A 12,981-nucleotide genomic window follows, 5' to 3' on the forward strand; every position below is an offset into this window, starting at 1 on the left:
CGCATCGATGCGCAACCCCATCTCGCGCTCGATACCCTCCAACCGGGCACGCAGCGAGCGTGCGTGCACGCGAGCCAGCGGCGAGGGGGTACGAATGAGCAAATCGAGATCGCTTGCGTTCGTGACCGTAGGCTGCCCGGTCGCAAATTCGAAGCCAACGCTACCGGTGGGCCCCCACAAGAGCGAATCGAATCCCCCTTCATCGATGATTTGCTGAAGTGCCGCAAACGCCCGGAAGCGCTCCCGCTCTGCGCCGATACGCGTGTGTAGCAGCGCTTCGGGCGAGCAAGCGGACAAGACGGCATCGGTGGCCACGAAGGCGCCATATCGATCGGATCGCGACGGCCCGCGAAAGCCCACAGCGACAAAGCCGGACGGCGCCTCGGCACGTCGCACGACGGCGAACGGCGCCTGGGCGAATGATCCGGCGAGCCATGCCGGCACATCGTCGGCGGCAGGAAACGCGCGCAGCCGAAGCAGATCGTGTGCCCGGTACGCGTGAGTGCCGCGAAACGTAGCGGCATTCGTCGCTGCTTGCATGGGTCGTCCTTCGCCTCGTCAAACCTTCGTCAAATCAAACAGCATCCCATTGCATCGCAAGCCGGTTGCGCACGTCGATCGATGCCGCACGCGTGGCGCGCGCCGTATCCGAATCGAGCCGTCGAGCGAGTTCGCGCGACCCTTCGCGCGCCGACGCCACCGCCTCGACCAACGCTGCACGTACGCGGGCGATCTGGGTCCCGGTAGGCGCATCCGCATCGATGTCTTCGATGAGGCGATCGAGCAAGCCGAGCTTCGCGAACCCGCCGGTGAGCGAATAGGACATCGGCGTGATCGTTTCCCCGAGCGCATCGAGTGCTTCGACGCAGCGCCGCGTCACGCGCGCCGCCGCTTCCTTGCCCATCGCGTGCACCATCGTCCCGGGCGCATCGAGCGCCAGGATGCGATCGGCTTGGTAGCCATGCGCGAGGAACGCGCCCGACATCGCGGGCCCGACAATCAACGCGACGATCGGATGCCCGGCAAGCCGTGCCGATGCATAGGCGTCGACGGCGGCCGCGCATGCGAGGTGGATGCCGAGCATTTCTTCGCGGTAACCGTACGCTTGACTCTTCACGTCGACGATGGCGACGATCGGACGCCGCTTTGCCGAGTGCGCGTCGGCGTCCATGGTTTGACGCACCGCCTGCGCGACGCGCCATCCCTGTTCGAGGCCGACGACGTTATCGCGCGCGCGGGGAAAGCGGTTGTCGGGATCGGGCACGACGGCGATGAAGCGGGCCGGCTCGTCGCCGAGCGCGGCATCTGCGTACCGAACGGGGGCGCTCGTCGCTGTTTCACCTGCAAGCGCGCGCAGCCACCGTTCACCGCGTGAGAAGGGGATCGTATCGTTCATTGCGACTCCTGATCGATCGCGGCAGGTTCGTATTGGTCAGATCGGGCGGTGCCGAACAGCGTTCTCATGCTGGCAGGCGAAATCGTTTGAGGATCGACGTCCGCGAGCAGGGCGAGGTAGTGATCGACTGCCTCCGTGCGATGGACAGCAGGCACGCCCGCTGAGAACGAGGCGCCTACCGCGGCGCAGATCGCTTCGGCGTCGTCTTCGACGAGATGATCGGCGAGCCCCGTCGCGACGCGCTGCTCGCCGCCGATCAGTTCCCAGATGCGGCGCCGATCGCTGGCATCGAGCTCATCGATCCCGGCTTCCTGCTCGATCACTTCGGGCCCGTTCATGCCGAGCCGCCCCTGCCGGGTCATGACCAGACGCGTGCACAGCGCGGCCGCGAGCGACATGCCGCCGAAGCATCCCACCATGCCCGCAATGACGCCGACGACGGGTACATAGCGCCGCAATGCGACGATCGCGGCCTGTATTTCGGCGATGACGGCAAGGCCAAGATTGGCTTCCTGCAGCCGGACGCCTCCCGTTTCGAAGACGATGACGGGACGCACGATCTTGCCGCGCTCGCAGTCGCGCCGCGCGAGTTCGAGTGCCGCGGCGATCTTGCTGCCCGAGACTTCGCCGATGCTTCCGCCTTGAAACGCCGACTCGATGGCGCAGACGACGGCCGGCTCGCCGCCGATCGTCCCGCGCGCGATCACCGCACCGTCGTCGGCTTGGCAGACGATGCCTTGGAGCGGCAGCCACGGCGAGGTCAACCGGTCGAACGGCCCGAGCAGTTCACGGAACGTGCCGGGATCGAGCAGGTGCCGCGCCCGCTCGCGCGCCGTCAATTCGATGAAGCTTTGGCGTGCGACGAATGTTGGCGCCGCGTTTCCGCTGCAGGTACTCGTATGCATACTTGTACTGTCGCTCATGCGTTTTCTCCTGCTTCACCTTCCGAGCGCTCGACGGCCTCGGCCAGCCGCAACGCGACAACGCCCGGCGTGGCGCCGAAATCATTGATTTCGATCGAAGCCGCACCGTCATAGCGCGTGAAGAAGCGCTCAAGCACGCTCTTCCAAATATGAGCGTAGCCGTCCACGCTCGTCTTGACGACGACACGCGCCTGCATCGTGTCGTTGGGCGCGAGCAGCACTTCGAGATCGCCCGAGCCGACGACGCCCACGTGCGCGCGAGCCGCCACTGCGCGGCGCGCCGGGAAGTCGAACGTTAGATGCTCCATGTAGAGATTCCTCCATCGGCGCTTGCCGGCGCCAGCCTGTCGATGAATAGGGTGGCCGCGAGCAGATCCGCGGCGCCTCCCGGAGAGGCATTCAGCGCCATCAGCCGCGATTCGAGGCGAACGAATGCGGCTTGGCCGCCTGATGTCGAAATGCCGCCCAGCGATATGACCTCCTGCGCACCGCGCTTCGCTGCTGTCAGCGCGGGCGGCCCGGCCCGATGCAACAGGCAGGTGTCGTCGAGTGTCGTCATGATGGCGAGCAGGGCGTCGATTCGCGCGGCGTGCTCGGCAATACCACGGTGCCGAGCGGCGCGCAGCGCAGGCAGGCCGACTCGCAGCACATGCGGGAAACCCTCCTGTGCTTCGCGCCGCGCCCCTCCCACGCCGTAGCGTGCAAGCACGCGTGCGCCGTGGCTGTCAGCGAGCGGGGCACCGTGATCGGGAAAGCACGCGATCTGCGCGCCAATCCTGCATATCGTGTCTGCGATCGGTGCGGGCGGCTGTGCCAGTTCGCTCAATATAGTTGCGCCCGCAACCAACAGACCGACGATCCAGATCGCGCCGCGATGCGCGTTGCTGCCCTGCGTCGCGTTCATCATGACCGCTTCGCCTGCGCGGCCGATCGCAGCCAGTTCGGCACGTAGCGCGGCCGATGGGCGCTTGCCTTGCGATGCGCGCGCGAGTGCCGCGAACGTGGCCTCGAGCGAATACGCGGACCGCTCCATGACGGCGAGGCTCAGATCGCGATGGGCACCGTTGCCGCGCCGATCGACGAGGGCCGGCTTCGGTGTCGCGTGAACTTCTTCGATCAGCGCATCGGTCGCGAAACGCCCAAGCCGCATCGCGAGGTCGCCACAGAGCGTGGCTTCCTTCTCCATACGATGCATTCGGCGCACGGCTCGCGCGGGCATGGATTACCAGCTCCGAAAGCGCGCCGGCGGCGTATAGAGCCCGCCCGACCATGCAACGAGATCGTCGATGCTGCGAGCAGCCAGCAGCGCGCGTTTGGCTTGCGCGCGTCGAATGCCGAGATCTTCGGGATAGGCGACGATGCCGCGGCGCCGCAATTCGTCGGTGCGCTCGGGTTTCGCACGCAAGCCGATCGGCGTGACGCCGGCCACGGCCGCAAGCGCCGCGCGCCGCTCTTCGATCCCTTCGGCTTTGTGCAGGTAGGCGATGCCTTCTTCGGTGACGACGTGGCTGACATCGTCGCCGTAGATCATGACCGGGGCGATCGGCATGGCGTTCTTGCTGCCGACGGCGATGGCATCGAGCTCATCGACGAACGTGGGCTCGCCGCCTTTCTTGTACGTTTCGGCCAGCTGAACGACAAGCTTGTGCCCGCGGGTTACAGGACCATCGGCCGCCTTCATCAATTTCAGCCAAGCCTCGCTTGCATGGCGCCGGCCGCGTGGATCGTGACCCATGTTCGGCGCGCCGCCGAATCCTGCCAGGCGCCCGCGCGTGACGGTGGATGAATTCGCGTCGGCGTCGATCTGCAGCGTCGAACCGATGAAAAGGTCGACGCCATATTGCCCCGCCAACTGGCACAGGACCCGGTTGGAGCGCAGGCTGCCGTCGCGGCCCGTGAAGAAGACGTCGGGACGGGCGGCGACGTAGGCTTCCATGCCTACTTCGCTGCCGAAGCAATGGACGCTGTCGACCCACCCCGATTCGATGGCGGGAATGAGCGTGGGATGAGGATTGAGCGTCCAGTTGCGGCAGATTTTGCCCTTCAAGCCGAGCTCGGCACCGTACGTCGGCAGGATCAGTTCGATCGCAGCGGTATCGAAGCCGATCCCGTGATTGAGCGATGTCACGCCATACGGCTCGTAGATGCCGCGAATCACCATCATCGCCGTGAGCACCTGCAAGTCGCCGATATGGCGCGGATCGCGCGTGAACAGCGGTTCGACGGCGAACGGACGATCGGCCTGCACGATCACGTCGACCCACGAGGCGGGAATATCGACGCGCGGCAATGTATCGACGATTTCGTTGACCTGGACGATCACGATGCCATGCCGGAACGCTGCCGCTTCGGCGATCGTGGGCGTGTCTTCCGTGTTCGGCCCGGTATAGAGATTGCCGTGACGATCGGCTTTTTCCGCGCACAGCAGTGCGACGCGCGGCGTCAAATCGACGAACATGCGCGCGTACAGTTCGACGTACGTATAGATTGCCCCGATCTCGAGCAAACCGTCTTCGAGCAGCTGTGCGACGCGCAGGCTTTGCGGCCCTGCGAACGAAAAGTCGACCTTGTGCGCGATGCCGCGTTCGAACAGCGTCAGATGCTCGGGCCGGCTGATGCTCGAGATGAGCAGATGAATGCCGTTGACGATCCCGGGATCGACGCGCGCGAGCGAGCGCGACAGAAAATCGGCCTGCTTTTGGTTGTCGCCTTCCAGTGCGACACGGTCGCCCGGTCGAATCAGCGCTTCGAGCGCGTCAACGATCCGTTCTCGAGGCAGGATGCCGTGTTCGAGCCAGGGCGATACGGCGGCGAGCCGCCTTGCTTTCTCGTCGCGCAGAGTGGTCCAACTGCGCTGGACGGGCTGTTCGGTTGCGGAGGACATCGGGCGGATCCACTCCTATACGTGATACGTGACACGTGGGACGGCCACGGGCCGTCAATCTCTATCCGTTGGTGCGCCTGGCGCGCTTGTGCGGCGCGAGCATCGATGCCGGCGGGGCGGATGCCGGCGCCGATGCCTTGCCGCGTTTGCGAGCGGATACGCCGAGCCTGTCGGACACCGGCACCTGTTCGCTGAGCAGACGATGCAGCAGTTCGCCGGTGCCGAGCAAGTGCTCTGCGATCAGCTTTTGCGCTGCGGCGATGTCCTTGCGCCGGACGAGCCGCATCAATTGATCGTGTTCGTGGTCGGAAACGCGCTTATGTTCCGGCAGGCCGAATTTCACGCGCAGATACCGTTCGCCGCGCCGGTGCAGCACACCGATCATTTCGATCAATTGCGGCCGGCCCGCCGGGGCGTAAAGACTCATATGGAACGCCTCGTTGCGCGCCACATAGCGCGCGGGATCGCGTTCGAGCTCCGCCGCTTCGCAAAGCGCTTGCGTCTCGCGCAACGAATCTTCGGTGTGATTCGGAATAGCGAGTGTCAGCGCCAGACCTTCCAGTGCGGCGCGGATCTCATAGATTTCCCGCGCTTCATCAGCCGACAGCGGGGCGACCGTGGCGCCCTTATGCACTTCGACCTTCGTCCATCCTTCGCTTTCGAGTTGGCGCAGCGCTTCGCGTACGGGAATCGCGCTGACCGAGAAGTGCCGGGCCACGGCGTCCTGACGAAGCGGGGCGCCTGGCGGCAAGCGGCCATCGACGATCGCCGCACGCAGTGCGTCGGCCACCATGCGCGACGCACTCGTGCGCGGGGCGACGGCCACTGCCGCAAGCGGCAGGCCCGGCTCGGCGTCGGGCTCTAAGGGAAAACGATTCGTTGCGTCATCGATCATCATGGTCGATATTATATACAAAATATTCGATCGAAAAATCGGGCAAACCCGAGGCACATCGGGGGCCAGGGCAGGCGCGGCGAGCAGCTTGAGCCCGCAGTCGACAGTCAATAGTCAACAGTCAGCAGACATCAGCAGTGCTAACCGATTCACCGGAGGAGTCACATGAGTTCGATGACAGACAGTGCGCGTGCCGCGCGACGAAAGACACCGCTCAATCGTTCGCAAATTGCGGGCTTCTGGGGAGCGTGGGCGGGATGGACGCTCGACGGCATGGATTCGTTCATTTATGCGCTGGTGCTCACGCCCGCGCTGACGGAACTGTTGCCGCACTCGGGCTATGCGGCGAGCCCGGCGAACGTAGGGCTGGCGGGATCGATCTTGTTCGCGCTGTTTTTGGTGGGATGGGGGCTCTCGTTCATCTGGGGGCCGATGGCCGATCGCTTCGGTCGTACGAAAGTGTTGGCGGGAACCATCTTCATGTTCGCGATCTTCACGGGTCTTGCGGCCACCGCGCATACCGTCTACGAACTGGGCATCTATCGATTCCTGGCCGGCGTCGGTATCGGCGGCGAATGGGCGTTGGCCGGCACTTACGTGGCGGAGTCGTGGCCTGAGGATCGCCGAAAAATGGGTGCCGGGTATTTGCAGACGGGCTATTACGCCGGCTTCTTCCTGGCGGCTGCTTTGAACTACACGGTGGGCGTGCACTTCGGCTGGCGGGCGATGTTCCTGACGGGAGCGGTGCCAGTCGTCGTCGCGATTCTCGTGCTGTTGCGCGTGAAGGAGCCGGAAACGTGGAAACGGGCCGAGGCGCGGGCCGCGCAGACGAAGCCTTTGGCTGAAATCCTTGGACCGGCTTACCGGCGCCGCACGTGGGTGGCCTGCGTGCTGCTGACGATCGCGATCGTGGGATTATGGGCCGGTGCCGTCTATGAACCGTCAGCGGTGATTCAGCTCGCGTTGAAGTCCGGAATGGACAAGGCGGGCGCGATCAAGACGGCTTCGTTGGCGACGGGGCTGTTGTCGATCGGAACCATTCTTGGATGTCTGGCGCTGCCGCCGCTCGCGGAGCGGATTGGGCGCCGGAAAACCCTGGCGGTCTATTTCGCGGGCATGGCCGTGTCGATATTGGGGAGCTTCGGCTGGGCATTTTATCTGCCGAACGGGCTGGCTCCGTTCATCGCGTGGCTCTTTGCGCTCGGCTTTTTTGGGGGCAATTTCGCGCTGTTCAGCCTCTGGCTGCCGGAGCAGTTCGAAACGCGCGTCCGTGCGACCGCGTTTGCGTTTTGCACGTCGTTCGGCCGGTTCATCGGTGCGGGCGTGAACTTCCTGCTCGGTGCGGCCGTGCTCCATACGCATACGCTCGGGTTGCCGGTTGCGTTAACGGCGGTGGTGTTCGTGGTGGGGATGTTCGTGATTCCGCTCGCGCCGGAAACGCGGGGGGAGGTGTTGCCGCAGTAGTGGGGTCGTGCGGCGTTCGGGTGCGGCGATGCGCCGGATGCTTGATTCGGCTCGATTCGGCTTGATTCGGTTCGACTCGCCTTGAATGGATTGGATTGCGGTTGATTGCGGTTGATTGCGGTTGGGTTCGGTCGCCCCAACGACGGTCTCGTTGGGGCGATTGCGTTTTACCGCTGTGCGGAAAGTGAAGGTGCTGAAAGCGAAGGTGCTTTCCGCGGTGCTCGGATCAATACCGCGAGACTTGATTGCCGTCGATACGCACGCGGTCGCCCGGCCGCAAATCGCCGGGCGGTTGCATATCGAACGAGCGCATCGTACCGTCGCTCAACTGAATGTCGACGCGATAACCGGTGGGCTGCCCCATGTTTTGTCCGATCTGATTGCCGGCCACGGCGCCGCCCAGCGCACCAATGACAGTCGCCGCATCGCGCCCGTGTCCGCGGCCGAATTGATTGCCGATCACCCCGCCCACCACTGCGCCGACGAGCGTGCCCGCTACGCCCGACGGACTCGTTGCGCCGCCGATCGGGCGAATGCCCGCGACCGTGCCGTACTGTTCGCCGTAGGATTGCGTGTAGCCGGGCTCGGCCGGTGGCGCATAAGCGGGCTGCTGCGGCGGCGTATAGGCCGGCTGTCCGTAGCCCGGTTGAGCGTAGGCGGGCTGAGCATACTGCGGTTGCGAACCATACGGCCCGTACGCGCCCGGTACGACGCATCCGGAGAGCGACGAAACGGACAGTGCGACGAGTGGAACGAGGAGGGCGGTTTGAGTCAGCGTGGGGCGTTTCATTTTGATTTCGCGTGTCGATTAGGCGCTCGCAAAGCGCAAATGAATCAGTTGCGGATCGGAGTATAGGGAAAGCCTAATCGGCTGTACGCGGGCGCGGGGTAACAGTATGTAAAGTCTGTTGCCGCGCGGAATGTGCGTTGAGTTTCGCGCGGAGGCCCGGCGCTCGAGTCATCGTCACGAGTGCGTCAACCGGCTGATCGAGCAGGCCGGCATTCCGTCTGGTACCAGTAATCGACGAGCCGCTGCGCCTCTTGCAAGTCCTCCGGGTAGTACGGGTCGTAGAACGGTGACGGCTGGTAGCCGGCTTCCTCGAGCGCGGCCAGTTCGCTCGTGTTGCGCTCGCGCGTGAGCGGGGCGTGGTTCCGGAGTGCGGTGAGGTCGCTGCATTGCACCGGAGTCAGATGCGCGCGGGGAGCGCCTGCGGGAATGCCGCCCATGGTGCAGGCGGCGAGAAATGACGCTAGTGCCAGCGGGCACAGCATCAGCAAAAACTGGATCGCATACTTCATGTGGGCTCTCTTCTAATGACGCACTGGTGTTGTCATGCATGGGCTGTTCCCGGTTGGTCGCGCGTCGCCGCCTGAGTCGCTCCCATTCGACCTTAGTTCGAGAGATGTGCATTGAGTCTTCGCATTCCTGCGAAAATCGTGTCCGCCAAATCCATCGGAAACGTTTGTGGATGCACCGTCAACCCGCCGGATTCTCCTCGCTAGCCGGCGGTGCCGCGCCGCTCGGCATGCCCAGCACGCTGATTTGAAACACGTGCGTCGCGGCGAGCGATCGCAGGCTCGGATCTTCCGGTATCCGGAGCAGGAGCGGAAAAATCACCGAACCGCCGATCACGGCACGGCGGCTGTCGTCGGCAGGCGACAGCCCCCAAATGTCCTGATAAACGAGCGGTACGGTATGCCCGTCGCGCGTCGTCTTACCCAAATACAGCATGACGTGCCCGCCGATATAAATCAGCGTCTGCATCGGCTTGCCATGTTCCATCAAATAGTCGAGCCGTTGCGCGGGTGTCTGCGACGTAAGATCGGTCATGTCGCCGGCCGTCATCTGTGCCGACGAGTGACGCGGCAACCAAACGCCGAACGCCGCGAAAATGCTCTGCAATTCGGAAGAGCAGTCATTGTAGAAATTCATGTTGCCCCATCCATAGGGGCGGCCGATCAGCGATTTCATCAGGATCGCTAAATGATGCGGCGTAGCGGCGATAGGCGCCGGCGCGATCGCGGCATCGGGCAGCAACGCCTGCCGTATGACGGCCCGGCCATCGATGTCGCGAGCAGGAACAAGGACGCCGTATTGACGCCCACCCGCCGATTCCCGTGCCGACACCGATGCCGCCGCCGTCCTGGCTGCGATCGGCAGCAACGTCCCCATCGTCGCATTGAATCGAAACATGCCGCTCGTATCGCTCACAGGTGTGGAAGCCGCGATCACCACACCCCATCCATCGCTCGCTCGACGCGCCCAGGTGGAAACGAACGCATCGTCGACGAAGCCGACGCCGCTCGACTGAACCCATCCCTGCACATCGGGTGTTTGGACGTAGTCCCATGCACCATCGACACTATGACCGAGCACGTAGAGCGGCGTACCAGGCCGTATCGATGAAATCTGCAGATTGTCGAACGGATAGCCTTCGCCCGCGAGCCGGTGCGAATAGAACGATGGATCCAACGTCGGCAATTCGCGGACAAGCAGCGCATCGGTCGCGATCGCCCGCGCGTTCGGCCTATAGCGCGGCGCCTGCGCGAACTGCTGCAAGTTCATATTCCGCTCGATGTCGTCGATCCATTCGGCCGTGTGTGGACGAAAGTTCTGTCCGTATCCGATTGCGCGCGCCGGCTTTCCCGCGTTGTCGTAGTGGCCGATGCGTCGCAGCTGTAAATCGGCGATGTCGGCGCCGCGCTGACTGTAAAGCCGATTCGCGATGAACGCCGGATTCCATGGCGAAGCATCGTGCTCGCCCGTACCGAAGTAGCGGCCGAGATAGGCGTCCCAATGTGCACGCTGTTCCGCTGGGCTCAAGAACGGCGAATCGTAGGCCGCACTCGACGCGTCGATCCAATGATCGACGTTTTGATCGTAGCCGGTCATGGGAAACAGTCCGACTGGATCGGTGTAAGCCTGTTGCGCGGCCGGAGGGTTCGCGGCGCAAGCGGCGAGCGCTAAAGCGAGCGAGGCAAACGCGGTGCGAATGGCGAGCGTACGATTCGGAGAAACGGCAAGGGCGGACATCAGAGCAATCATCGTCGATAAGAACGTAATGCCGTGATGATACGGCTTGTCGACAAATGGTACTTCTAGGAGTGGCGAGGGGACGGAAAACCGACACGGCGCAGCAGGGCCATGGGGCCGATTTGGCGCACGGCGTCCAAATGCTGTGCATCGCGCACGAACAGTGAACCCGCGAAGCCGAGCGCGTTGACGGCGATGCCGTCCGCCGCCTCCCTACTCCGCGGCACGAGCAGCATCCACTCGCGGGTGGCCAGCAAGTTATAAGGCGCTGAATGATGGGGACGCCCGCCCCTCTCCACGGCCCGCAGCCCCACCGCATCGAACAATCTGCGATAGCGCTCGAGGGCCTGCGCCGCCAATGCCGCCGGCGAACCGGGATCGAGCCGGGCGAAAGCGTGCCGGAACGCAAGCCCAGGCAGCGTGCCGGTGTCATTTTCGAGGATCGCCGCCTCGATCAGCGGACCCATCGGCAACGCCTGCCCCGCATCCCCCAGCGGCAGCGGCACGATCTGCAAATGTTTATGTGGCTGACTGGCCCCGGCATCGCGTCCACCGTTGTAGAAGCCGAGCCCGTCGAACTCCGCGAGGCAAGCGAACCATGCCGTGAAATCGTCGAGATCGAGCAGCGCCTCTTGCGGCTCGAAAGCGCGCGTGACGATCAGCAAGTGATGATCGAGCACGTTGTACTTATTGAGCAGCGCGAAATGCGTGGCCGATAGGTCGGCGACGAATAGATCGGGCTCGTGCGGAAGGAACGGATCGACGAAGGGGCGGGCCGTGGAAGCGGCGGGCACGTGCGGCTTATGGATCAAGCTCGAGACTTGCCGTATGACGAAGCGGATGCCGCCATCGTCGAACGTCGTCTGGATTGTATCGATCCGCCGCAGTGCGCCACGGGCGAGCGCGTAAGCGGTTTGCCGGACGATGGCGGCCCACAGGGTACCGGGTGTTAGCAACAAGGCGGACATGCGCGAATCCGATGCGCTGGGCGTGCGATGTCGACAGTATCGCGCGAATATTGCCGCCCCGCGGCTTTGTCCTATTCGCCAAAGAGGCTACGGATATCTTTGCCGTCGTCGGCATCGGACACGTTATATTCGGCGCGCACGGCAGTCAGTACTTCATCGACGAATCGCTCGTACCCCACCGCATTGCCAAAGTGCTTCATCGTCCAGTTGCAGCCCGATGCATCGGGCTCCTGTTTCTGCGGACGCGGCACGCGAATCTTCGCGCCGTCTTCGACGATTTCGTGGATGCGATGAAGACGGCGGCTCACTTCGTCTTGCAGCTGCGAAGCTGTGCGCGTTTTGCGGATCATGTCGAGCTCCCGATCGAGGTTGCACGACAGTTTACGACACGCGGCGCTCACGCGCCGTATCCGTGGGAAACCGCCTTATAGGCCTCCGCCGTTCATGATCGGCAAGAGCACCCTGGAAACCTGAATCATTGCGGGCCCGAGCAGCACGATGAACATCGCGGGAAAGATGCAGAAACATAGCGGAAGCAGCAATTTCAACGCGATCTTCGCTGCCTGCTCTTCAGCGCGCATCCGGCGGCGCGTGCGCAGCGTGTCGGAAAGCACGCGCAAAGAGTCGCCGATGCTCGTGCCAAAGCGTTCCGCCTGAATCAGCATCGTACTGAACGATTCGATATCGTCGACACCCGTACGCAAAGAGAGGTTACGCAGCGCCTGTTCCTTGGAGAAGCCGGAGCGCAATTCGAGCAGCATCAATTGGAGTTCATTTGCCACTACTGGGCTGCGCAGCTCGATCTCTTCGGCCACCTTCACCATCGCGGCATCCAGCCCCAGGCCGGCCTCGACGCAAACGGTCAGCAGGTCGATCGCATCCGGAAAATCCTCGAAGATCGAGCGCTTGCGCGTGGCGACACGGCGCCTGAGCACGGCGTTCGGCAAGTAGTATCCGAACGCGCCCAGCAAGAGCAGGATTCCCGCCAGTTCGATCGGGGTAGTCGAAACCGAGCTGGTGGCAAGCCAGGGCAGCGCGATAAGCGGGAACGCCAGAGCCAGCACGGTCTTAGCCGCGAAATAAACCGCTGCGGCGTGAGGCGATCGCCAGCCCGCATTCATGAGCCGCAGCCGCAGGACCGATTTCTCCCAGTTCTCTTTGGGAATCGACAGCTTCGCGATGGGCTGCGAAATATCCGCAATCTTTTCGAGCCACGCCGCGCCTGCCGATTCGGCGCCGGACGGCACGTTGATTTGCGGCCCGCCCGCTTGCTGAATGCGCCGCCGCATGTCGCGCGGTGCGAAGACGATCATCGCACCCCATGCTCCGGCGAACACGATGACGAACAGGCCGACCAGCAAAACGATGTTTACCGTATTGGGCGATTCCATGACACCCCCATATAAAACTGCGGCTC

At 63.7% G+C, this 12,981-nt stretch carries 14 protein-coding genes; 1 reads left to right on the forward strand and 13 read right to left on the reverse strand.

The features are described from left to right. From ACTHL0_RS20690 to ACTHL0_RS20720, 7 genes are all read right to left on the reverse strand, one after another. The coding region (locus ACTHL0_RS20690) for a malonate decarboxylase holo-ACP synthase (protein ID WP_440568754.1) at positions 1-540 on the reverse strand (540 nt) is incomplete at its 3' end. A 34-nt stretch (positions 541-574) separates the two neighbouring features. After that, positions 575-1,396 carry a biotin-independent malonate decarboxylase subunit gamma gene (gene mdcE / locus ACTHL0_RS20695; protein WP_440568755.1) on the reverse strand — a complete coding sequence of 274 codons (822 nt, stop codon included), beginning with the start codon at positions 1,394-1,396 and terminating at the stop codon, positions 575-577. Further along, entirely contained in the window at positions 1,393-2,301 is a 909-nt protein-coding gene (locus tag ACTHL0_RS20700) for a biotin-independent malonate decarboxylase subunit beta (RefSeq protein WP_440568788.1), read from the reverse strand. The genes mdcE and ACTHL0_RS20700 overlap by 4 nt, the downstream gene beginning before the upstream one ends. Before the next feature lie 14 nt (positions 2,302-2,315). After that, the gene (locus ACTHL0_RS20705) at positions 2,316-2,627 is read right to left on the reverse strand and encodes a malonate decarboxylase subunit delta (protein ID WP_440568756.1); all 312 of its coding nucleotides are present in this window, start codon (positions 2,625-2,627) and stop codon (positions 2,316-2,318) included. Continuing rightward, a complete protein-coding gene (locus ACTHL0_RS20710) occupies positions 2,615-3,514 on the reverse strand; it encodes a triphosphoribosyl-dephospho-CoA synthase (protein ID WP_440568758.1) in 900 nt (299 codons plus the stop codon). Before ACTHL0_RS20710 ends, ACTHL0_RS20705 begins: the two co-directional genes overlap by 13 nt. A gap of 27 nt (positions 3,515-3,541) precedes the next feature. Continuing rightward, entirely contained in the window at positions 3,542-5,203 is a 1,662-nt protein-coding gene (gene mdcA / locus ACTHL0_RS20715; protein ID WP_440568759.1) for a malonate decarboxylase subunit alpha, read from the reverse strand. A gap of 61 nt (positions 5,204-5,264) precedes the next feature. After that, complete coding sequence (locus tag ACTHL0_RS20720; protein ID WP_440568790.1) at positions 5,265-6,095, reverse strand: GntR family transcriptional regulator; 831 nt, start codon at positions 6,093-6,095, stop codon at positions 5,265-5,267. Between the two features lie 168 nt (positions 6,096-6,263). Between ACTHL0_RS20720 and ACTHL0_RS20725 the strand changes: the two genes are divergently transcribed. Further along, positions 6,264-7,562 (forward strand): MFS transporter, encoded by a 1,299-nt coding sequence (locus tag ACTHL0_RS20725; protein WP_440568760.1) that lies wholly within the window; start codon positions 6,264-6,266, stop codon positions 7,560-7,562. A 226-nt stretch (positions 7,563-7,788) separates the two neighbouring features. Here the strand turns inward: ACTHL0_RS20725 and ACTHL0_RS20730 are convergent, their stop codons facing one another. The 6 genes from ACTHL0_RS20730 to ACTHL0_RS20755 form a co-directional block, all read right to left on the reverse strand. Further along, positions 7,789-8,352: a glycine zipper 2TM domain-containing protein gene (locus ACTHL0_RS20730; RefSeq protein WP_440568762.1), complete on the reverse strand. Its 564-nt coding sequence runs from the start codon at positions 8,350-8,352 to the stop codon at positions 7,789-7,791. 185 nt (positions 8,353-8,537) lie between these two features. Continuing rightward, positions 8,538-8,861 carry a DUF4148 domain-containing protein gene (locus ACTHL0_RS20735; protein WP_440568763.1) on the reverse strand — a complete coding sequence of 108 codons (324 nt, stop codon included), beginning with the start codon at positions 8,859-8,861 and terminating at the stop codon, positions 8,538-8,540. A 178-nt stretch (positions 8,862-9,039) separates the two neighbouring features. Next, entirely contained in the window at positions 9,040-10,596 is a 1,557-nt protein-coding gene (locus tag ACTHL0_RS20740; protein WP_440568764.1) for an SH3 domain-containing protein, read from the reverse strand. A 65-nt stretch (positions 10,597-10,661) separates the two neighbouring features. Further along, on the reverse strand, positions 10,662-11,564 hold the full coding sequence (locus tag ACTHL0_RS20745) for an ATP adenylyltransferase family protein (RefSeq protein WP_440568765.1): 903 nt from the start codon (positions 11,562-11,564) through the stop codon (positions 10,662-10,664). A 71-nt stretch (positions 11,565-11,635) separates the two neighbouring features. Beyond that, the gene (locus ACTHL0_RS20750; RefSeq protein ID WP_440568766.1) at positions 11,636-11,914 is read right to left on the reverse strand and encodes a hypothetical protein; all 279 of its coding nucleotides are present in this window, start codon (positions 11,912-11,914) and stop codon (positions 11,636-11,638) included. Between the two features lie 75 nt (positions 11,915-11,989). Next, positions 11,990-12,955, reverse strand: a complete 966-nt coding sequence (locus ACTHL0_RS20755) for a type II secretion system F family protein (RefSeq protein ID WP_440568767.1) — start codon at positions 12,953-12,955, stop codon at positions 11,990-11,992. Positions 12,956-12,981 lie beyond the last annotated feature (26 nt).

Origin of the sequence: Trinickia sp., from assembly GCF_051961175.1 — a bacterium.
Classification (GTDB): Bacteria; Pseudomonadota; Gammaproteobacteria; order Burkholderiales; family Burkholderiaceae; genus Trinickia.